The sequence below is a fragment of the Phreatobacter sp. AB_2022a genome (assembly GCF_026847585.1).
Classification (GTDB): Bacteria; Pseudomonadota; Alphaproteobacteria; order Rhizobiales; family Phreatobacteraceae; genus Phreatobacter.
Genome location: NZ_JAPSET010000063.1, coordinates 1 through 19,985, shown reverse-complemented (window position 1 = coordinate 19,985; position 19,985 = coordinate 1). Strand labels below are relative to the sequence as shown.

18 protein-coding genes and 1 tRNA gene are annotated in these 19,985 nt (G+C 67.7%); 6 read left to right on the top strand and 13 right to left on the bottom strand.

All coding sequences use genetic code 11. The features are described from left to right. Window positions 1–14 precede the first annotated feature (14 nt). The 4 genes from OZ671_RS28840 to OZ671_RS28825 form a co-directional block, all read right to left on the bottom strand. Window positions 15–1,160, bottom strand: coding sequence for an ABC transporter substrate-binding protein (locus tag OZ671_RS28840; RefSeq protein WP_268863908.1), 1,146 nt, complete (start codon window positions 1,158–1,160; stop codon window positions 15–17). Between the two features lie 3 nt (window positions 1,161–1,163). Next, window positions 1,164–1,649, bottom strand: coding sequence for a universal stress protein (locus OZ671_RS28835; RefSeq protein ID WP_268863907.1), 486 nt, complete (start codon window positions 1,647–1,649; stop codon window positions 1,164–1,166). 12 nt (window positions 1,650–1,661) lie between these two features. Next, on the bottom strand, window positions 1,662–2,969 hold the full coding sequence (locus OZ671_RS28830; protein ID WP_268863906.1) for a CitMHS family transporter: 1,308 nt from the start codon (window positions 2,967–2,969) through the stop codon (window positions 1,662–1,664). A 220-nt stretch (window positions 2,970–3,189) separates the two neighbouring features. Beyond that, window positions 3,190–4,365 carry an iron-containing alcohol dehydrogenase gene (locus tag OZ671_RS28825; protein WP_268863905.1) on the bottom strand — a complete coding sequence of 392 codons (1,176 nt, stop codon included), beginning with the start codon at window positions 4,363–4,365 and terminating at the stop codon, window positions 3,190–3,192. A gap of 343 nt (window positions 4,366–4,708) precedes the next feature. On the opposite strand from OZ671_RS28825, the gene OZ671_RS28820 reads away from it, so the two are divergent. Beyond that, window positions 4,709–4,785: transfer RNA gene (locus OZ671_RS28820), tRNA-Asp, on the top strand. 173 nt (window positions 4,786–4,958) lie between these two features. On the opposite strand, the gene OZ671_RS28815 is transcribed toward OZ671_RS28820, so the two are convergent. Beyond that, on the bottom strand, window positions 4,959–6,074 hold the full coding sequence (locus OZ671_RS28815) for an AbrB family transcriptional regulator (RefSeq protein ID WP_268863904.1): 1,116 nt from the start codon (window positions 6,072–6,074) through the stop codon (window positions 4,959–4,961). Between the two features lie 321 nt (window positions 6,075–6,395). Here OZ671_RS28815 and aroQ point away from each other — a divergent pair, with 321 nt between their 5' ends. The 5 genes from aroQ (at window position 6,396) to OZ671_RS28790 (ending at window position 11,361) form a co-directional block, all read left to right on the top strand. After that, on the top strand, window positions 6,396–6,851 hold the full coding sequence (gene aroQ / locus OZ671_RS28810; RefSeq protein WP_268863903.1) for a type II 3-dehydroquinate dehydratase: 456 nt from the start codon (window positions 6,396–6,398) through the stop codon (window positions 6,849–6,851). A 36-nt stretch (window positions 6,852–6,887) separates the two neighbouring features. Then, window positions 6,888–7,373 (top strand): acetyl-CoA carboxylase biotin carboxyl carrier protein, encoded by a 486-nt coding sequence (gene accB, locus OZ671_RS28805; RefSeq protein WP_268863902.1) that lies wholly within the window; start codon window positions 6,888–6,890, stop codon window positions 7,371–7,373. A 14-nt stretch (window positions 7,374–7,387) separates the two neighbouring features. After that, window positions 7,388–8,740 (top strand): acetyl-CoA carboxylase biotin carboxylase subunit, encoded by a 1,353-nt coding sequence (accC, locus tag OZ671_RS28800; RefSeq protein ID WP_268863917.1) that lies wholly within the window; start codon window positions 7,388–7,390, stop codon window positions 8,738–8,740. A 158-nt stretch (window positions 8,741–8,898) separates the two neighbouring features. Beyond that, window positions 8,899–10,053 (top strand): ribonuclease D, encoded by a 1,155-nt coding sequence (gene rnd, locus OZ671_RS28795; RefSeq protein WP_268863901.1) that lies wholly within the window; start codon window positions 8,899–8,901, stop codon window positions 10,051–10,053. Window positions 10,054–10,188: 135 nt separating this feature from the next. Next, window positions 10,189–11,361, top strand: coding sequence for a dipeptidase (locus OZ671_RS28790; protein WP_268863900.1), 1,173 nt, complete (start codon window positions 10,189–10,191; stop codon window positions 11,359–11,361). A 96-nt stretch (window positions 11,362–11,457) separates the two neighbouring features. Here the strand turns inward: OZ671_RS28790 and OZ671_RS28785 are convergent, their stop codons facing one another. From OZ671_RS28785 to OZ671_RS28750, 8 genes are all read right to left on the bottom strand, one after another. Continuing rightward, window positions 11,458–13,584 (bottom strand): M48 family metallopeptidase, encoded by a 2,127-nt coding sequence (locus OZ671_RS28785; protein ID WP_268863899.1) that lies wholly within the window; start codon window positions 13,582–13,584, stop codon window positions 11,458–11,460. A 162-nt stretch (window positions 13,585–13,746) separates the two neighbouring features. After that, window positions 13,747–14,580: a universal stress protein gene (locus tag OZ671_RS28780; RefSeq protein WP_268863898.1), complete on the bottom strand. Its 834-nt coding sequence runs from the start codon at window positions 14,578–14,580 to the stop codon at window positions 13,747–13,749. Window positions 14,581–14,702: 122 nt separating this feature from the next. Next, window positions 14,703–16,235 carry an acyl-CoA carboxylase subunit beta gene (locus tag OZ671_RS28775; protein WP_038312325.1) on the bottom strand — a complete coding sequence of 511 codons (1,533 nt, stop codon included), beginning with the start codon at window positions 16,233–16,235 and terminating at the stop codon, window positions 14,703–14,705. Between the two features lie 166 nt (window positions 16,236–16,401). Continuing rightward, entirely contained in the window at window positions 16,402–16,764 is a 363-nt protein-coding gene (locus OZ671_RS28770; RefSeq protein ID WP_268863897.1) for a hypothetical protein, read from the bottom strand. Window positions 16,765–16,894: 130 nt separating this feature from the next. After that, complete coding sequence (locus tag OZ671_RS28765) at window positions 16,895–17,695, bottom strand: ATP12 family chaperone protein (RefSeq protein WP_442957142.1); 801 nt, start codon at window positions 17,693–17,695, stop codon at window positions 16,895–16,897. After that, window positions 17,692–18,381: an HAD-IA family hydrolase gene (locus tag OZ671_RS28760; RefSeq protein WP_038312316.1), complete on the bottom strand. Its 690-nt coding sequence runs from the start codon at window positions 18,379–18,381 to the stop codon at window positions 17,692–17,694. The genes OZ671_RS28765 and OZ671_RS28760 overlap by 4 nt, the downstream gene beginning before the upstream one ends. Before the next feature lie 81 nt (window positions 18,382–18,462). After that, on the bottom strand, window positions 18,463–18,717 hold the full coding sequence (locus OZ671_RS28755) for a hypothetical protein (protein ID WP_038312312.1): 255 nt from the start codon (window positions 18,715–18,717) through the stop codon (window positions 18,463–18,465). Window positions 18,718–18,721: 4 nt separating this feature from the next. Continuing rightward, window positions 18,722–19,985, bottom strand: a 1,264-nt coding sequence (locus tag OZ671_RS28750) for an RluA family pseudouridine synthase (protein WP_442957141.1), incomplete at its 5' end; no start/stop codon positions are given.

The window sequence follows — 19,985 nt, the reverse complement described above, 5'->3', positions numbered from 1 at the left end:
TGCGCCGCCGAGCCTCAGCGGCGCTGCAGGGCCTGTTGCCATTGGATGATGAAGTCCCGATAGGCCTGCCGCTCGAGCGGCGCGGTCAGGTCCGGACTGGCGGCCAGCGGCCGCTCGCTCGCCCCGAGCATAACCTTCAGCCGCGAGGCGGTCGTCTCGCCCTCGACATCGGCGCGGATGGCGTAGAGGCGCGCCTGGTTGGCGATCACCGACTGGCCGCGCCTGGACAGGACGTAGTCGACCCAGAGCCTCGCCGCGTTCGGATGGGCGGCCTTGCGGCTGATCAGCATCATGCGCGACATGACGAGCGTATGATCGGCGGGCAGGACGACGCCGAGATCCGGGCTGGTGGCTGCCTGGGCCATCGCATAGCCGCCGAGAAGATTGTAGCCGATGAGCGCGTCGCCCGACCTGATCTGCGCCACCATGGCGCCGGTGGTCAGCTCGAGCCGCGCCTGGTTCTGGCCCAGTGCCCGCGCAACCGCCCAGAATTCAGGCGAATTCGCCGCGTCCTGCGCCGCGAGGAAGAAGCCGACGCCCGATTTCTGGATGTCGTAGCTGACCACCTTGCCCTTGAAGCGGCCGGGATCGGCCGAGAGCAGCCGGACGAGATCGCCGCGCGTGCGCGGCACCTCGTTCGCGACGATCAGGCGCTTGTTATAGCCGATCACGACCGGCTCGTAGGTGGTGGCGAAGGCCTGATCGCTCCACACTGCCCATTCCGGCAGGTGGGCCTTTTCCGGTGTCTCGTAGGCCTGCGCATAGCCGCCTTTGACCAGCACCGCCTGCTGGTCCATGGCCGAGCTCCAGACGATGTCCGCGGACTCGGCGTTGAGCTGGTTCTCGGCAATGAAGCGATGGTGCAGAACCGTGGTGTTCAGATCCTCGTAGGCCACGTCGATGCGCGGATAGAGCCGGCGGAAATCCTCGATCAGTGGCGCGGCGACATCGAGATCGGTCGCCGCGTAGATCGCAAGGCGGCCCTCATTCTCGCCGGCGCGCACGGTCGCCGCGTAGGCGGCCGGATAGCCGGACGGAGGCGCGGCCCGGGGGGCATAGGTCAGCGGATCGTCCGCGTCCTGCGCCAGCGCGCGCCCCGGCCGCATGAGCCCGGCCGCCATCAATGCTCCGGCATATCCCAACAGTCGACGACGGGTCACGGCTCATTCTCCCATCGGGATCAGCAGCAGCGGGGTCTGCGTCCGGCGCGCCATTTCCTGGGCCACCGAGCCGAACAGCAGCGCGGACAGTGCGCTTTCGCCCCGCGAGCCCATCACGATCAGGTCGGCGCCGTGGGTCTGCGCCTCGTTGAGGATGAGGTCGGTGACGTCGTCGCTTTCCTTCACCTCGATCTCGATGATCGGTCGCGCCGGCGCCTCGCTGGCACGCACCGCGTAGAAGGCGGCGATCTGCGTCTCCATATGCTGCCGGGCGCGCCGCGCGCGGTCGTCGTGATATTGATCGAGCCGCTCCTGGGGCACGTGTCCATCGATCTCGATCAGCGATGTCTCGCGGATGTCGGGGATCACGACCAGCACCTGCAGCCGCGCTCCCAGCCGGTTGGCGACGCCGATCGCATAGGCGAGCGCCGCCTCCGAGCCTTCGGCGAAATCGGTGGCATAGAGAATATTCTCGACGTTCCTGTTCATGATGCGCTCCCTTCAGGAGAGGCGGCCGACGACGGGCACGACGCCGCAGACGATCGTCGCGATCAGCATGACGGCGGCGGCGGACAGGGCCCACAGGATGGTCTTGCGCTGATGGTCGCCGAACTCGACCTTGGCCAGCCCCACCAGCAGATAGGTCGAGGCGACGAGCGGGCTCAGGAGATGGACCTGCTGCCCGACCAGCGAGGCCCGCGCGATCTCCGCCGTGGTGATGCCATAGACGGCGGCCGTCTTCGCCAGGATCGGCACGATACCGTAATAGAAGGCATCATTTGAAATGAAGAAGGTGAAGGGAATGCTGAGCACGGCGGTGACGATCGCCATATAGGGCCCCATCCATTGCGGCACGGCGACGATGACGCTGTCGGCGATCGCGTCGACCATCTTGGTGCCGGAGAGGATGCCGACGAAAATGCCGGCGGCGAAGATCAGCGCCACCACCGGCAGGGCGTTTTCGGCGTGGGCGGCCGTGCGCTCCTTGGCCTGCTGCAGGCCGGGATAGTTGACGGTCAGCGCTATGGCGAAGGCGACCATGAACAGCACCGGCAGCGGCAGCACGCCCCAGACCAGCAGGACGAGCAGCGCGACCGTCAGGGCGACGTTGAACCAGAGCAGCTTCGGCCGCAGCAGCGATGGATCGCTGCCGACCATCACGGCCTCGCCCTCCCCGCCCGTGCCCAGCTTGACGATGCCGATGCGCCTGCGCTCGCCCATGCCGAGCAGATAGGCGACGAAGACGACCCAGAGCGCCGTGATGATCATCGGCGCGATCAGCGGCACGAACACGTCCTTCATGTCGAGTTCGAGCGCCGTGACGACGCGCGCCGTCGGACCGCCCCACGGCAGGAGGTTCATGTTGTGCGAGGCCATCATGACGACGCAGGTGAAGACCAGCGGGCTCATGCCGAGGCGGGTGTACAACGGCAGCATGGCGGCGGCGGTGACCATGTAGGTGGTCGATCCGTCGCCGTCGAGACCCACGGACATGGCGAGCACGACCGTTCCGACGACGATCTTCATGGGGTCGCCACCGACGATGCGGATGATGAACCGGACCACCGGGTCGAACAGCCCGGCATCGATCATGATGCCGAAATAGAGGATGGCGAACATCAGCATGACGCCCGTCGGCGCGAGCTTCTTGATGCCGTCGAACATCATCGGCCCGAGCACCGGGCCGAAGCCGGTGGCAATGCCGAACGCGATCGGCACCAGAATCAGGGCCACCATCGCCGGAAGGCGCTTGGTCATGATCAGCGCCATGAACACGACGATCATGGCGTAGGCCGAAAATGTCAGCATGGGCGGTCCCTCGAGGTCAGCTTGCGGGTTGGCTCCGGCACTGGCCGCGCCACAAGTCGGACCTTGCTTGTGGCGCCGGCGGCATGGGCATGCGCATCACGTGGGGACAGTCTTCGAAAGTCTTGATCGCGGCGGACCGGCGATCGCCGGACCCCATGGCGGTGATCCCGCCGCCTGCGGCCGGGCCGGCCGCCGCCATCATCGCGTGTTCCGCCGGCCGTCAGGCCGACACCGCGCGCCCGGCCAGCGCGTCGCCATAGATGGCGAAGACCTGGTCGTGGCTGAGATCGCGCGGATTGTTGACCAGCAGGCGCGTCTGCTTCATCGCGTCCTCGGCCAGCTTCGGCAGGTCGGCCTCGCGGATGCCGACGGCGCTGAGCGAGGCCGGCACCTCGCAATCGCGGCAGATGGCGACGATCTCGGCAATGAAGGCCGCAGCGCCGTCCGCCGCCGAGGCTGCCCGGTATCCGGGCCGGACCAGTTCCGCGAGCTCGGCATAGAGCGGCTCTGCCGCCGGCCGGTTGAAGGCCAGCACATGCGGCAGCACCAGGGCGTTCGAGAGGCCGTGCGGCACATGGAAGATGGCGCCGATCGGATAGGCCAGCGCATGCACGGCGGCGACCGGCGCGTTGGCGAAAGCCATCCCCGCCAGCATGGATCCGAGCAGCATCTCGGCGCGCGCCTCCAGATTGCCTCCGTCGCGGAAGACGGTGCGGACATTGGCCGCCAGCAGCGCGAGCGCCTTGCGGGCCAGCTGGTCGGAAAGCGGGTTCTTCTTGACCCGGCTGGTATAGGCCTCGATGGCATGGACCATCGCATCGATGCCGGTGGCCGCGGTCACGTGCGGTGGCAGGCCGAGCGTCAGTTCCGGGTCGAGAATCGCCCAGTCGGGAATGAGCCGCGGCGAGACGACGCCCTTCTTCTCGGTGCTGGGCGTGGTGACGATCGAGATCGGCGTCACTTCGGAGCCGGTTCCGGCGGTGGTCGGCACCAGGATCAGCGGCAGGCGGGCGCCTTTGGCAAGCCCGACGCCATAGATGTCGTCGAGCCGGTCGGGCGTCTTGGCGAGATAGGCGACGAGCTTGGCCGTATCGAGAGCGCTGCCGCCGCCGATCGAGACGACGAGATCGACCGCTTCGTCGCGGCAAAGCGCCGCCGCCGTTTCGATGACGTGGGACGGCGGGTCGGCCACGACATCCTCGAATACGATCAGGGCAAGGCCCGCTGCGGCGAGGCCCGCCTCCACCGCGCGCGTCAGGCCGGCTCCGCGCACGCCCTTGTCGGTGACGAGCAGCACGCGCCGCGCGCCGTAATCGCCGGCAAGATCAACAATCTTCTTCGAGGCCCCGACCTCGAAGAGAATGTTGGAGGGCGCCTGAAAGGTGAAAGGGTTCATCTCGTCTTCCCGCTTGTTGCTGCAGGCGCCGCGCAGGCTGGCGCCAGCCGATCCTAGTCACTCTCCGCGCGATTTCAGCGTTGTGCTGCGCGCAAATCATGCGCGCGCACACGCGTTGCGCGATATCCGCCGCTTCCAGCGATCAGAAACCGATTCCACGCCCCGCTCAAATCGCCTGCCGTTGCCCCTCCCCAGCCGGCCCGGCGGTGCGTACGGACCGGGAAGGCGACGGCCTCCGGGCCGTCGGGAAAAAGTATTGCACAGGATCGCCGCAAGCGCCTTGACATGGTCCGGGTGGTCCCTTATCCACCGCGACCTCGGCGGCAGAAATCGCCGAGACCGCGCGGGCGTAGCTCAGTTGGTTAGAGTGCCGGCCTGTCACGCCGGAGGTCGCGGGTTCGAGCCCCGTCGCCCGCGCCAGTCAAGTCATCGCATCCACAATGCGGCTTGGCTGGCGTCCCGCCCCCCGGGGCGGAAACCTGCGCGGTTCCAGGCCTTCCGGCCCTCGTTCCCTCTCCGATATCGTCCGCGCTCCGCGCCATCGGCATGGGCGCTTTTGCGCGCTCCGCCGCCTCGCCGCGACGGCGGCCGCCTCATTCGGCCGGCTGGCGGCGGACGACCCCGGCGATCCGGCCGGCAAGGCGGAACACCAGCGGCGCGGAAATCATGATCAGGAACACCCTGATGATGTGATGGGCGGCGACGAAGGCCACCTCCGTGTGCAGGGCGACCGCGATGAGGCTCATTTCGGCAAGGCCGCCCGGCGAATAGGCGAGTGCCAGCGTCACGACCGAATAGTCCGAGAACTGGGCGACGAGAACGGCGAAGACGGTCATCCAGAACAGGAGAATGACGGTCGAGCCGACCGACAGGGCCAGGATGCGCAGGACGGTGCGGCTCGCCGTGCCGGCAAAACGGCAGCCGATCACCACCCCGAGCACGAGCTGCGCCGCATTGACGATCTCGAAGGGCGGCTTGAAGTCGCTCCAGCCGAGCATGTGCACGCAGGCGCTGACCACCATCGGGCCGAGCAGGTTCTTGGCCGGCAGATTGAGGAGGTGGCCAAGCAGCGCCCCGGCGAAACCACAGCCGATCAGCCAGGCCTCGCCGACCAGCGGCGTCGAGAACATCGAGACGGCGCCGGCGGTCCGGTTCAGCGACACGCCCTCGATCCATTGCACGGCGAAAGGCAAGGTCATCACGATCAGCAGGATGCGCGCGGAATGGATCAGCGCGATGATTCGGCCGTCCCCTCCTCTCTCCTCGCCATAGGTGATCATTTCGACGAGGCCGCCGGGCATGCCGGAGAAGAAGGCCGTGGTGCCGTCGAACCCCCCGATCCGCCGGAAATACCAGACGACCGTCAGTCCGCAGGCGACCATGAAGGCGACGAGGCCGAGGATGGTCGGCAGCCAATGCGGAAGCTGCGCGACGATGGCGGGATTGAAGCCCGAGCCGAGCATGACGCCGATGATCGCCGACATGGGCGCCCGGATCACGGCGGGCGCGGCCACCGGCGCGCGGGTCAGCGCCGCCACCGTGGTGAACGTCATGGCGCCGAGCATCCAGGGCAGCGGCAGCTTGAGGATCGCGAAGATCATGCCGCCGGCAAAGCCGAGCAGCAGCGCCAGGCCGAAGGCGGGATAGGGAAACTGCGAGGGCCGAAGCTCGAGGATCCCGTGGCGGATATCCTGAAGCCAGCTCGTCACGCCTCGCGCCTCCATGGCCCTCGCCGTCATCCAGCCGGCCCTGGCCCGGGCGCCGGCGGACGGGACAGCGCATAGCACCTCGCGCCGAACCCGCGCCAGGGCCTCGATGCAAGGCAGATGGCACCGCGCCTCGCGCCGACTTATCCACGCCCATACCCCTGCAACCGGCGCGCGGCCACGGGTCGCTTTCCATCCGGCGCGCCCCGGCCTATAAGGACCCCGCCCGGAAGGTTGCGATTTTCCAGGGCCGTACGGATTCCGTCCAAACCAGAACGATCGGGATCGCGCGCGGAGCGGCCCCAGCAGGACCTGACCTCACGCATGAGCACCGTTCTCGTCCTCAACGGACCCAATCTCAACCTTCTCGGCACGCGCGAACCGGCGATCTATGGCTCGACCACGCTGACCGACGTCGACGCGCTGTGCCGCGACGCGGCCGCCGGTCATGGCCTGACCGCGGATTGCCGCCAGTCCAACCATGAAGGCCAGTTGGTCGACTGGATCCACGAGGCCGGCCGCGCCCATGCGGCCGGAACGCTGAAGGGCGTCGTGCTCAATGCCGGCGCCTATACCCACACCTCGCTTGCCATCGCCGATGCGATCCGGGGCACCGGCGTGCCGGTGATCGAGGTGCACATCACCAATGTCCACGCCCGCGAGGCGTTCCGTCATCATTCCTATCTGTCACCGGTCGCGCGCGGGATCATTGTCGGGCTCGGGCCCCATGGTTACGTGCTCGCCATCGCCGCGCTCGCCGCGCTTCAGCCGAAGGCCTGAGGCCCGAGGACGAAGCGAGCGGCCAAAGAGGCCCCCATGCTCAAGAACAAATATCCCATCGATCCCGCGCTGATCCGCGAACTCGCACAGGTCCTGAGCGACACTGACCTGACCGAGATCGAGGTCGCCCACGAGGACCTGAAGATCCGCGTGGCGCGCCAGATCACGGTGAACACGACGGTCGCGGCCCCGGTGGCGGCCGTTCCCGCTCCGGTCGCGATGGCCGCCCCCGCGGTTGCCGCGGTCGGCGCCGCTCCGGTCGCGGCGGTCGATGACCCGCGCAAGCATCCCGGCGTCGTCACCTCGCCGATGGTCGGCACCGCCTACCGCCGGCCTTCGCCGGAGGCCAAGCCGCTGGTCGAGGTCGGCACCGCCGTCAAGGAGGGCGACCGCCTCTGCCTCATCGAGGCGATGAAGACCTTCAACGACATCGTCGCGCCGAAGAGCGGCACCGTGACGCGCATCCTGTTCGAGGATGGCCGGCCGGTGGAATACGGCGAACCGCTCATGATCATCGAGTGAACGGTCCCGGCGCCATGTTTCACAAGGTCCTGATCGCCAATCGCGGCGAGATCGCGCTCAGGGTGCTGCGCGCCTGCAAGGAGCTGGACATCGCGACCGTTGCGGTCCACTCCACCGCCGACGCCGACGCCATGCACGTCAAGCTGGCCGACGAAAGCGTCTGCATCGGCCCGCCCCCGGCGCGCGAGAGCTATCTCAACATTCCGCAATTGCTGGCGGCCTGCGAGATCACCGGCGCCGACGCGGTGCATCCCGGCTACGGCTTCCTGTCGGAGAACGCCCGTTTCGCCGAGATCCTGGAAAGCCACGGCATCACGTTCATCGGCCCGAAGGCCGAGCATATCCGGGTGATGGGCGACAAGATCGAGGCCAAGCGCACCGCCAAGCGTCTCGGCATCCCCACCGTTCCCGGCTCCGAAGGCGGCATCGACAACGATGACGAGGCCCGGCGGATCGCCACCGAGATCGGCTTTCCGGTGATCATCAAGGCCGCTGCCGGCGGCGGCGGCCGCGGCATGAAGGTCGCGCGCTCCGCGCAGGAGCTCGAGATCGCGCTGCAGACCGCCAAGACCGAGGCCAAGGCAGCCTTCGGCGACGACGCGGTCTACATCGAGAAATATCTCGGCAAGCCGCGCCACATCGAGATTCAGATCCTCGGCGACGGCCAGGGCAGCGCCATTCACCTCGGCGAGCGCGACTGCTCGCTGCAGCGCCGCCACCAGAAGGTCTGGGAGGAAGGCCCCTCCCCGGTGATCACGCCGGCCCAGCGCGCCGAAATCGGCGGCGTCTGTGCCAAGGCCATGGCCGATCTCGGTTATGTCGGCGCCGGCACGATCGAGTTCCTGTACGAGGACGGGCAGTTCTTCTTCATCGAGATGAACACCCGCATCCAGGTCGAGCACCCCGTGACCGAGATGATCACCGGCATCGATCTCGTCAACGAGCAGATCAAGATCGCCGCCGGCCAGAAGCTCTCGGTCAAGCAGTCCGACATCGTCGTCGAGGGCCATGCCATCGAATGCCGGGTCAACGCCGAGAACCCTTCGAACTTCCGGCCCTCGCCCGGCAAGCTCGGCCTGTTCCACGTACCCGGCGGGCTCGGCATCCGCGTCGACAGCCATGCCTACCAGGGCTACACGATCCCGCCCTATTACGATTCGCTGGTCGGCAAGCTGATCGTGCATGGCCGCACGCGCGCCGAATGCCTGGCGCGGCTGAAGCGGGCGCTCGACGAATTCGTCGTCGACGGCATCGAGACCACCATTCCGCTGTTCCGGACCCTGGTGCGCAATCCCGATATCGCCGCCGGCCGCTACGACATCCACTGGCTGGAAAAATTCCTGGCCGAGAACGATATCAGCGTCTGAACGCCGTCTGCCGGCCGCCCTTCCACGGCGGCCGGTCGCCGGCCCGGGCCCTGGCGCGGCGCCGGCCTGCGCCGCGGTTTAGCCGCAGCCGATGGCGCAACCTGCAGGTGTCGGAAACAGCTTCGCAATCGCCGACCGACTCCTGTATGTAGGTCGGGATGCTAGTTACCTCCTCGTCCGATCTTGCCGCCATCTGTGGCCGTCTTGCGCAACACCCCTTCGTCACGGTGGATACCGAATTCCTCCGTGAAACGACCTTCTGGCCGAAACTCTGCGTCATCCAGCTGGCCAGCCCCGACGAGGCCGTGGCCGTCGACGCTCTCGCGCCCGGCATGGACCTTGCGCCCTTCTTCGACCTGATGACCAATCCGGCGGTCGTGAAGGTGTTTCACGCGGCCCGGCAGGATATCGAAATCGTCTGGCATCTGTCCCAGCGGATCCCCACGCCGCTGTTCGACAGCCAGGTCGCGGCCATGGTGCTCGGATACGGCGACAGCATCTCCTATGATCAGCTCGTCCAGCGCACCAACGGCACGGTCCTCGACAAGACGAGCCGCTTCACCGACTGGTCGAAGCGGCCGCTGAGCGAGGCCCAGATCGCCTATGCCATCGCCGACGTCACCCATCTCAGGGACATCTACGTCAAGCTGACCGCCGAGCTTCAGAAACGCGGCCGCAGCGAATGGGTCGCCGAGGAAATGGGCGTGCTCACCTCGCCGGAAACCTACCGCCAGGAGCCCGAGCGCGCCTGGGAGCGGTTCCGCAACCGCATGCGCAAGCCGCGCGAGCTCGCCGTGCTGATGGAGGTCGCCGCCTGGCGCGAGCGCGAGGCCCAGACGCGCGACGTGCCGCGTTCGCGCGTCCTGAAGGACGACAGCCTGATCGACATTGCCATGACCGGCCCGAAATCGGTCGAGGCGCTGGGCGCCATGCGGTCGATCCCGAAGGGCTGGGAGCGCTCGCGCGACGGCCAGGCGGTGGTCGAAGCCGTGCAGGCCGGCCTTGCCCGCGACCCGAAGAGCCTGCCCGTCATCGAAAAGCATCGCCCGCCGAGCCAGACCCAGTCGGCGACCGTCGAGCTTCTGAAGGTGCTCCTGAAGATGGTCGCCGAAAAGCACCATGTCGCCGCCAAGGTGGTGGCGACCTCCGACGACCTCGACCGGATCGCCGAAAACGACGAGGCCGACGTCGGCGCGCTCAAGGGCTGGCGGCGCGAGCTGTTCGGCGAGAACGCCCTCGCCATCAAGCACGGCAAGCTGGCGCTCGCCATCGAGCGCGGCCGCGTGGTGACCGTCGAGCGGCCGCCGCGCTGATCCGTGCCTGCCGCCCGGCGGCCATGCGCGGACAGCCCGGCGCGCGCCGGCTAGAGTGGCCGGATGTTCCGACCGAGGACCAGGGCGCCCGGCGCATCGTTGTCGCCGTGCTCACGACTATCGCGAGAGGCCACGATGACGACGCAGGATCCCGCCCTTGCCAGGGCTCTCGTTTTGCTCGACCACTTCGGGCTGTTCGACGGCCATAACGACCTGCCCTTCACCATCCGCCGCAACCGGGCCGCGGCGCGCGACGTCGTGGCCTATGGGCTCGATCGGGTGCACCAGGAGAGCGACACCGATATTCCGCGCCTCATCGAGGGACGGGTCGCCGGCCAGGTCTTCGCCGCCTTCGTGCCGACGGCGGTGCCGCATCCCGCCCGCTTCACGCTGGAACAGCTCGCCATCTGCCTCGACATCGAGACCGTGCACGGCAACGTGTTCCTGCCCGCGAGGCGCGCATCCGACCTCGCGCGCGCCCGCAAGGCCGGCAAGATCGCGTCCGTCATATCGGTGGAGAGCGGCGTCGGGCTTGAAAATTCGTTGAGCCCGCTCAGGGTCTGGTACGCCGCCGGCATGCGCATCCTGACGCTGTGCCACAACGAAACCCTCGACTGGATCGATTCGGCAACGGACGCGCCCCGCCACGACGGCCTCACCGATTTCGGCCGGGCGGTGATCGCTGAGTGCAACCGCCTCGGCATCATCGTCGATCTCGCCCACGCCTCGCCCAAGGCGCAGCACGACGCGCTCGACCACGCCCGCGCGCCGCTCGTCTGGTCGCACTCCAACGCCTTTGCGCTGTGCGACCATCCGCGCAATGTCACCGACGACGTCCTGGACCGGGTGAAAAGCCATTCGGGCCTGGTCATGGCGACCTTCGTGCCCAATTTCATCTCGCGCAAAAGCCGCGAATGGGTGGGCGAATTCCAGCTCTACGGCAAGACCCGGCCGGGCCTCGACATCGACGCGGCGGTGACCGCCAAGGCCAGGGATGTCGGGCCCTGGCCGCGCGGCTCGATCGGCGAATTGTGCGACCATATCGAATATATCGTCGGCAAGACCGGCCTCGACCATATCGGCATCGGCTCGGACTTCTATGGCGGCCCCAATCCGCCGGATCTTGCGGATGTCTCGCGTTTCCCACATCTCATCGCCGCGCTCATCCGGCGCGGCTGGTCGGATACCGCCATCGGCAAGATCGCCTCGGGCAATTTCGTCCGGCTGTGGAAGGCGGTCGAGCACAAGGCGGCCGAGCTCGGCCAGGCCGAGCCGCCTGGCGTCGCGGTGGTAGCGAGTAGCGAGTAGCGAGTAGCGAGTAGAATTTCTCTGATAATCCCAACTATTCCCTACCTCGCCCCAATTCGCCGTTCGCTATTTGCCACCCGCCATTCGCCACCACCATCACATCCTCTGCAGCTCCTGCCGCGCGGCCGCCGCGGCCTGATACTTTTCCAGGAGCGCGAAGAGCTTGTCGCTGCTCATGCCCTGGACGCCGAAGCCGGTGACCACGATCTGGCTGCGGCCACTCTTGTATTTGAAGCCGGGAATGTAGCCGCCGGTCCGGCCGTGGTCGGGCGTGCGTGGGTTGAGGTTGAACTTGATCACGATCGTCGCGTTCGAGGTCGTCATCTCGAAATTGTAGATGTCGCTCCACGGCACCGCGCGGGCGAGGCCCGGCATCAGCAGTTCGCCGCCCGACAGGACGAGGAACGGCCGCCGGCGGGCCTTGATCAGGACGATGAAGAGCATGAAGAAGGCGATGAAGAGACCGCCGGCCACCGCCGTCAGGATCATGCTCTCGCGTGACGTCTTGCCGAGACCGCTGAGAAAGGCGAAGACCGTGCCGAAGGCGAAGACTGCCGCAAGGCTGCCGAACAGGAAAACGAGCCAGCGGCTGTGGTAGAGCTCGACCCTGTCGCCGCCCTGGGCCGCAAGACCGGTCAGCATCTCCCGCCGAGCCGCCTTGTTCTCCCGCGCCACATGCTTGAAATCGGCAAGAAGATGGGCCTGCAGCGTCTGTGAATCGGCAAAGAGGCCGCGCACCCAGGCCTGATGCTCGGCATTGACCGGCTCGGCCAGCGCCTCCTGGATCAGGTCGTCGGTCGGCGGCCGGCCGACCGCGCCCATGCGCTGCAGGGTTGGCGGGTGGGTATCGAGCGGATGGGCGGTCGCCGCCTCCGCGGAGAGGTTGGGCGCCTTCAGCGGCGCCTCGCCCACGGCGTCGGCAAGCCGCGCGATGAAGTCCTCGCCGGCCTCGTCCGGCCGCCGGGCGACGCGATCGAGATAGTCGTTCACGACCTCGTCCAGCACGGTGATCCGTACCAGGCTGGTGGCCACGGCCCGTCCGCCGGCAAGGCGCGCGGCCACCTTGTCGGCCTCGAATTCGCGCAGGCGGCTCCAGTGCTTCACCGCGGCATCGAAGGAATCGATGAGATAGGCGGTGAAGGCCGTCGCCGGCTTCGCCCATTCGTTGTCGGACCGCTCGCTGATCTGCATCAGCGTCGCGATCATGCCGGCATAGATGGGCGAGAATTTCAGGCTGTATTCGGTGTCGGCACCGACGAAGTGGCCAAGCTCGTGGGCGAGCACCGCGGTGTTTTCCTGCGGCGAGAGCAAGGTCATGTAGGAGAGCGGCAGGTGCATGGTCCGGCCGCTCAGCGGCTTGTCGTGCGGCTTCAGCACGATGTCGTGGGCGGTGACGTAATAGCTGCTGACGACGCCGACCACGATATTGTCGGGTGGAGCGGTGCCCACCTTGGCCGCAAGGTCGCGCACGAAGGCCCAGAGGCCGGGTGCCTCGGCGGCCGACAGATCACGTCCCATCACCTCCATCGGCTCGTGCTGCGGTTTCAGCGTGCGGGCGAGGCGGAACAGCGCAAGGCCGGAGCCCCAGGTGAGAAAGCCCCCGGCGAGAATCAGGATGAGATGGAGCTTGAAGGCATTGCCGCTGCCATTGCCGAGGATCACCTGCTCATAGCCGATGATGCAGGCGACGAGGGTCAGGGCAAGAAAACCGGTCGTCAGCAGCGTGAGCAGCAGCCCGAGATAGCGCGGCAGCCGCGTCTGCCAGCGCGAAAAAGCGGCCAGCAGCTTTTCACGCGAGCGCAGCGCGCCTCTGGCCGCGAGGCGCACCATGACCATGCCGGCCAACCCGATCAGCGCAGCGCCGACGCCGATCGCCACGGCCACCAGCCCCGCCCCACGCGCCCAGGGCGCGAGAGCGCGGATGGTGCTGTCCCGCGCGGTCTCGTGCCTCAGTTCCCGCAGGCGCTGCTCGACCATCTGCGTCGCCAGCGGATTGCCATAGCGCCGGCCGTCGACGGTGACGCTCGCGCGCGGATTGCCCCTGATGTCGTCGAGGATGGTTTCCAGGCGGTCGATCTGGCGCTGCTCGGCCGCCGTCGGCACGAAAATGTCGGTCCGGTTGGCGTGCCAGACCCATGCCCCGGCTGCGGCCATCAGCAGCGGCATGACGACGAGCCAGACGGAAACGCGGAGAGCCGGAGAAAGCTTGGAAAGAAACGTCATGGATAGGACCGCAATGCCTCGGGCACGAGGGAATCAGGCAGCGGGCATCCACGCCCCCCGCGAACCCGCGCGCTAGGGTTCATTTACGGCGCCCGCGTGACGGGACGAAAGCATGGCAGGGTCCCGCGCCGGCTCGCCGCGGGACGCCCCGCGGCAGGGCCATCAGTGCGACATCAGCACCGGCACGGAGGCATATTGCAGCATCGTCGTGGTCGTGCCGCCGAGCACCATCTGGCGCAGGCGGGAATGGGCATAGCCGCCCATCACCACCATGCGCGCGCGGGTGCTTGCCGCGTGGTCAGCGATCGCCTTGCCGGTGCCGCGCGTATAGGGCAGATCGGTGACGGTGACCTTGACGCCGTGATGGGCGAGCATGGGCGCGAGCGCCGCGCCGGCAATGCGGTCCTCGGCATGGCGGTCGCCCAGCACCGAGACGATTTCCACCTGCCCTGCCCGGTCGATGAAGGCGGTCGCGCCACCGACCGCACGGGCCGCCACGGCCGAGCCGTCCCAGGCGACGATCACCGTGTCGCTGGCCTTCGCGGCATCGAACTCGTCGGGAACGACGATCACCGGCCGGCCGCTCGACAGGAGCAGCGTTTCGGCAAGCTCGGTCGACCAGATGTCGGCGGCGCGCGGCCGGCCACAGACCGCGAGATCGTGCAGGCGGGCGCGCTTGCCGATCTGGCTGAACAGCGGATCGATGGCATCGCTCAGCACCTCGACCGCCGCCGCGACGCCGTTCATTTCGGCGGCCTTGCCGATCTGGCTGGCGAGCTCGTCAGCCCCGCGGCCGCGAAAATCGTTGTCGTCCGTCACGATGGCCTGCACCTCGGCCACGCCGGAATAGACCACGACCGGCACTTTGATGGCGCCGACGATGACGGACAGATGCGCCTTCTGCTCGGCCGCGAGCGAAATGGCGTAGTTGATGGCGCCTTCCGGCCGGGCGCCATCGCCGGCAACGAGCGCAAGGAGAACGGTCTTGATCGACATGGCGCAACCTCCACGACGTGAATCGCTTCGTTGAATCAGGCCGTGGTCTGCCGCCCTGGCCCGATATCGCCTGCCATCCTCGGTAGATCCGCGGCGGCGCGCAAGCACGCCCTTGCGGAATTCTACAGCGGGATGTTGTCGTGCTTCTTCCAGGGAACCTCGTTCGCCTTGTTGCGCAGCAGCGCCAGCGCGCGGGCCACCCGGCGCCGGGTCGAGTGCGGCATGATCACCTCGTCGATATAGCCGCGCTCGGCTGCGACGAAGGGCGACAGGAACCGCTCCTCGTATTCCTTGGTGCGCGCCGCGATCTTGTCCGTGTCGTTCATGTCGGCCCGGAAGATGATCTCGACGGCGCCCTTGGCGCCCATCACCGCGACCTGCGCGCTCGGCCAGGCATAGTTGATGTCGCCGCCGATATGCTTGGAGGCCATCACGTCATAGGCACCGCCGAAGGCCTTGCGGGTGATGACGGTCACCAGCGGCACGGTCGCCTGGGCATAGGCGAACAGGAGCTTGGCGCCGTGCTTGATCAGCCCGCCATATTCCTGCGAGGTGCCGGGCAGGAAACCGGGCACGTCCACGAAGGTGACGATCGGGATCGAAAAGGCGTCGCAGAAGCGGACGAAGCGGGCCGCCTTGCGGCTCGCATCGGAATCGAGCACGCCGGCCAGCACCATGGGCTGGTTGGCGACGATGCCGACGGTGCGGCCCTCCACGCGGCCGAAACCGGTGATCACGTTCTGGGCGAATTTGGCCTGGATTTCGAAGAAATCACCCTCGTCGACCAGTTTCGTGATCAGCTCACGCATGTCGTAGGGCTTGTTCGGATTGTCGGGCACGAGCGTGTCGAGCGACAGGTCGACCCGGTCGGGCGAATCGAAGGACGGCAGCTCCGGCACGCCTTCGGTATTGTTCGCCGGCAGGAAGTCGATCAGGCGGCGCATCTGCAGGAGCGCCTCGACATCGTTCTCGTAGGCGCCGTCGGCGACCGACGACTTGACCGCGTGGACCGACGCGCCGCCGAGCTCTTCGGAGGTGACGATCTCGTTGGTCACCGTCTTCACGACATCGGGGCCGGTCACGAACATGTAGCTCGTGTCCTTCACCATGAAGATGAAGTCGGTCATGGCAGGCGAATAGACGTCGCCACCCGCGCAGGGGCCCATGATCAGCGAGATCTGCGGGATCACGCCCGAGGCGATCACATTGCGCTTGAAGACCTCGCCGTAACCGCCCAGCGCGTCGACGCCTTCCTGGATGCGCGCGCCGCCGGCGTCGAACAGGCCGATGACCGGCGCCCGCGCCTTCAGGGCCATGTCCTGGACCTTGGTGATCTTGGCCGCATGCGCGCCCGAGAGCGAGCCGCCGAACACGGTGAAGTCTTTCGAGAAGACGAAGACCGTGCGCCCGTTGACCGTGCCCCAGCCGGTGACCACGCCGTCGCCGGGAATATGGCTCTTCTCCATGCCGAAATCCGCGCAGCGGTGCTGCACGAACATGTCGAACTCCTCGAAGGAGCCGCGGTCGAGCAGCAGCTCGATGCGCTCGCGCGCGGTCAGCTTGCCCTTGGCGTGCTGCGCGTCGATGCGCTTCTGGCCGCCGCCGAGGCGTGCCTCGGCCCGTCGCTCTTCGAGCCTTTCGAGGACATCTTTCATGCGCGATCCAAGGGGCCTTGAGCCCCCCTCCGAAGGATTGGGAACAAGTCGCTGCGATAGCATGCCCGTGCGAAACCGGCCAATCGGACGGACGGGGGATGCGGGATCGGCGCGGGACAGTGGCATTCCGGCCTGATCGCCCTCGGTGCGCCCCGCTCGCCGCGGTTCAGGCCGCCGGTGCGCGCTCTTCCTGGAGTTCCATGCGCTCGCCGCTGCGCAGGACCGTGACGACGGTCGCCAGCGCCTGATCGACCGCCGGGCGCCGCCCCTGCAGCCCCGGCCTTGCAAGCTTCAGTTCCAGGGCCGCGATGAGCCGGTCCCGATCGGCCGCCCCTTCCGCGCACAATTCGTCGAGCGCATAGGCGATCGCCCTGACGACGCCGATGACGAGATCCGTCAGCGTCTTTTCATTCGCACCCAGCGCACTGTTGATCCCGGTCAGAACGCCGTGTTGCCGGCCGATCACCTCATTGAGAAGCCTGACCGCCTGTTCGAGCCTGGCGACCCGGTCGTCGATCGGATCGGACATGAATCCCCCCGAAATGTTCCCAGTGAGTCGATATCCAAGCACCAAGATGCGGAAGTGTCGAACGATTCGGTGGTTTTCTGCCGGTATACGGGATTATTACCTTGCGTAAGATTGTAATCTTCGCAGCAGATCAAAGTGTAGCCAGCAGCGTTGCTGCTGCCATCATCTCGCGCTCGCGCGCCTGGCGCCGCTCGGCGGCCTCCTCGTCCGCGCCCCACAGCTCGGCCTGGAAGTCCTCGTCGACATGCGCGGCCGCCCAGGCCTGCGCCGCCGTCATCCGCCCCTTTTCGAGCGCCAGCGCGAGCAGCGCCGAACCGGTGAGCGTCGTCACCACATGCAGCGCGCCGATCCGCCAGGGATCGGCCGGCAGCGCCGCGCGAATCGCCGCCGTCGCGCTGTCGGGCTGGGCGACGTGGACAATGCCTTCGGAGAGAATGAAACGCGCGCCGAGTTCGTCGCGCGCCCAGTCGAGCACGGGATCCCAGGCTTCGCCGAGCCGCCGCACCAGGCTGTCGGGTCCCGCCGCCCGGTAGCAGAGGAGATCGGAACCCGAGTAGCGCACGATATCGTCGGCGACCGGCCCCGGATTCGGAACGACCCCCTCGATGATCGAATTGACGATGCGTGTCAGCGGCATGGTCGCGGGGTCGATGAATTCGCCCTGGGCCGCCCATTCGGCCGCCAGCGCCTCGCCGACCCGGCGGGTCGGCACAGCCAGGACGTGGCGCGAAGGGGTCTTCGCCTTGCGGCCGTCGAGCAGCAGCGCGAAGGCGCCGTCGTCCTCGCCGACGGTGACGTCCTTGTAGAAACGCTTCGGCAGTTGCGGCTTCATGGCCAGCCGTGCGGCGGCGGTCGGGTCATAGGCCGCCGGGTCCATGCCATTGGCGAACCAGTCGTCGAACACCGATCGGGGCGAAGGTCCTTTGGTCATGGCCCCGCCATAGCACCCTGCCCCGCCGGATGCCAGATTGCCGCCAGCCCGGCTGGCAGCTCGGTGAAATGGCTCAGCACCATGCGGGCGCCGGCGGCGTGCAGCGCCGCGGCGGGATGATAGCCCCAGCCCACCCCGATCGGCGCGACTCCGGCGGCCACCGCCATGTCGATATCGAAGGTGGTGTCGCCGATCATGATGGTCGCCTCCGGCCCCACCCCGACCGCGGCCATGGCCTGGGCGATCATGGCCGGATGCGGCTTGGACGGCGCATCGTCGGCGGTCTGGATCGTCGCGAAATGATCGAAGATGCCGTGATGGCCGAGCACCAGCCGCACGCCGCGCTGCGACTTGCCGGTGGCGATGCCCAGAATGACGTCGCCCTGCGCCGCGAGCGCCTCGACCACCATGCGGGCGCCATCGTAGAGCGGCTCGGTATGGGCGGGATCGGCGCGCAGCGCGTGAAAGGCGTTCTTGTAGGCTTCGATCAGCGCGGGAATGTCGGCATCGTCCGGGCTGGTCAGCCGTTCGAAGGCTTCGCGCAGCGACAGGCCGACGATCGACAGCGTCGCGAAGCGCCCGGGCGACGGCCGGCCGAGACTGGCAAAGGCCGCGTCCATGGCCGCGACGATCATGTGCTGGCTGTCGACCAGCGTGCCGTCGCAATCGAAGATGACCAGCTTCACGTCGAAAAGCTCCTGAATGGCGACACCCGCGGCGCGCCTCGAAATGCCGGACCGGCAAGGCGTGGACGCCGCGCCATCGGCTCACCCGACCGGCGGCACCGAGCCGTGCGAGGCCACGCTGCGCTGCTCCAGTGCCGCCACGCGCTGCTCGAGCTGCGCCATGCGGCCTTCGGCAAGGTCGTTGGCGCGCTTGATCTCGGCCGCGAGCTGGGCCACGGCGCGCGCGTCTCCACCACCCGGCACGGTGCGGATCACCCGCCGCGTCACCATCACGATCAGCACCAGGACCACTGCCAGTGCTGCCGTGGTGACGTAGATGGCCGCGGTCAGCGACATCGCCTCACTCTTCCGGCGCTTCGACGATGGGATCGTAGCGCGACACGTCCCAGCCGAGGAGATTGAAGGTCTGTTCCATATGCGGCGGCAGCGGCGCCGACACGTCGATCGTGCCCTTGCCGCGCGGATGCGGCACCACCAGGCGCCTGGCATGCAGGTGCAGCTTGTTCTGCAGGCCGCCCGGGATCTCCCAGTTCTGCACGTCGAAATATTTGGGATCGCCAATGATCGGATGGCCGATTTCGGCCGCATGGACGCGCAGCTGATGGGTGCGGCCGGTGACCGGCTTCATCGACAGCCAGGAGAGCTTCTGCGCCATGGTGTCGATCGCCGCGTAGTAGCTCACGGCGTGGCTGGCGCCCTTTTCGCCATGCTTTGCGAGCCGCATGCGGCTTTCGTCCTCACGCTCCTCCTTGGCGAGATAGGTCGAGATGCGCCCCTGGCGCGGTTTCGGCACGCCGGCCACCACCGCCCAATAGATCTTGCGCGCGGCACGCGTGCGGAACGTCTTGGCGAGCGCCGCGGCGGCGAAGCGGCTCTTCGCCACCAGGATGCAGCCGGACGTGTCCTTGTCCAGGCGATGGACGAGCCGCGGGCGCTGGCCTTCGGCGTCGGTGAGCACCGCCAGCATGCCGTCGAGATGCTTTTTCGTGCCCGAGCCGCCCTGCACAGCGAGCCCCGCCGGCTTGGCGAAAACCACGACGTCGCTGTCCTCGTAGAGCGTGATGCTGGCGAGAAAGCTCTTCGTATCCTCGCCGGCCTTGGCACTCACCGGCCTCGGCTGGTCGAGCTTCAGGGGCGGCACCCGCACGGCCTGGCCCTGTTCCAGCCGGTCCTTGGTCTCGACCCGCTTGCCATTGACCCGCAGTTCGCCCTTGCGGACGATGCGCTGGATATAACTGAACGACAGCTGCGGAAAGCGCGCGGCGAGGAACCGGTCGACGCGCATGTCGTCTTCGTCGCCGGTCACGGTCAGCGTCTGCACGCCGGTCTGCAAGGTCTCGGTCGCCGCGGCCTTCAGCTCCCGACGGGTCGGCGCCGCCGGCTGGACCTGCGGCTTTTCGCTCCGGCGCGGGCCGCGGGCCATGCCATCGCGGTCCCTCGGCGGCCGCTCGGCCCGGTCGTCCCGGCGCACGCCTTCGCCGGCGCGCCGGCGTGGCGCGTCGCGCGGCTCGGTGACGTCGGCCAGATCGAGATCGGCTTCCGGCGCCCAGCCGCCGTCGTCGCCGATATCCCAGTCGCGGTCGCGGCGTCGGCGCGGCGAGCCG

Bases quoted from the DNA above. Each gene is read 5' to 3' on its own strand.
- OZ671_RS28835 (WP_268863907.1), bottom strand. From the start codon at position 1,649: ATGAACAGGAACGTCGAGAATATTCTCTATGCCACCGATTTCGCCGAA.
- OZ671_RS28830 (WP_268863906.1), bottom strand. From the start codon at position 2,969: ATGCTGACATTTTCGGCCTACGCCATGATCGTCGTGTTCATGGCGCTG.
- OZ671_RS28825 (WP_268863905.1), bottom strand. From the start codon at position 4,365: ATGAACCCTTTCACCTTTCAGGCGCCCTCCAACATTCTCTTCGAGGTC.
- aroQ (WP_268863903.1), top strand. From the start codon at position 6,396: ATGAGCACCGTTCTCGTCCTCAACGGACCCAATCTCAACCTTCTCGGC.
- accB (WP_268863902.1), top strand. From the start codon at position 6,888: ATGCTCAAGAACAAATATCCCATCGATCCCGCGCTGATCCGCGAACTC.
- accC (WP_268863917.1), top strand. From the start codon at position 7,388: ATGTTTCACAAGGTCCTGATCGCCAATCGCGGCGAGATCGCGCTCAGG.
- rnd (WP_268863901.1), top strand. From the start codon at position 8,899: ATGCTAGTTACCTCCTCGTCCGATCTTGCCGCCATCTGTGGCCGTCTT.
- OZ671_RS28790 (WP_268863900.1), top strand. From the start codon at position 10,189: ATGACGACGCAGGATCCCGCCCTTGCCAGGGCTCTCGTTTTGCTCGAC.
- OZ671_RS28785 (WP_268863899.1), bottom strand. From the start codon at position 13,584: ATGACGTTTCTTTCCAAGCTTTCTCCGGCTCTCCGCGTTTCCGTCTGG.
- OZ671_RS28780 (WP_268863898.1), bottom strand. From the start codon at position 14,580: ATGTCGATCAAGACCGTTCTCCTTGCGCTCGTTGCCGGCGATGGCGCC.
- OZ671_RS28775 (WP_038312325.1), bottom strand. From the start codon at position 16,235: ATGAAAGATGTCCTCGAAAGGCTCGAAGAGCGACGGGCCGAGGCACGC.
- OZ671_RS28770 (WP_268863897.1), bottom strand. From the start codon at position 16,764: ATGTCCGATCCGATCGACGACCGGGTCGCCAGGCTCGAACAGGCGGTC.
- OZ671_RS28765 (WP_442957142.1), bottom strand. From the start codon at position 17,695: ATGACCAAAGGACCTTCGCCCCGATCGGTGTTCGACGACTGGTTCGCC.
- OZ671_RS28755 (WP_038312312.1), bottom strand. From the start codon at position 18,717: ATGTCGCTGACCGCGGCCATCTACGTCACCACGGCAGCACTGGCAGTG.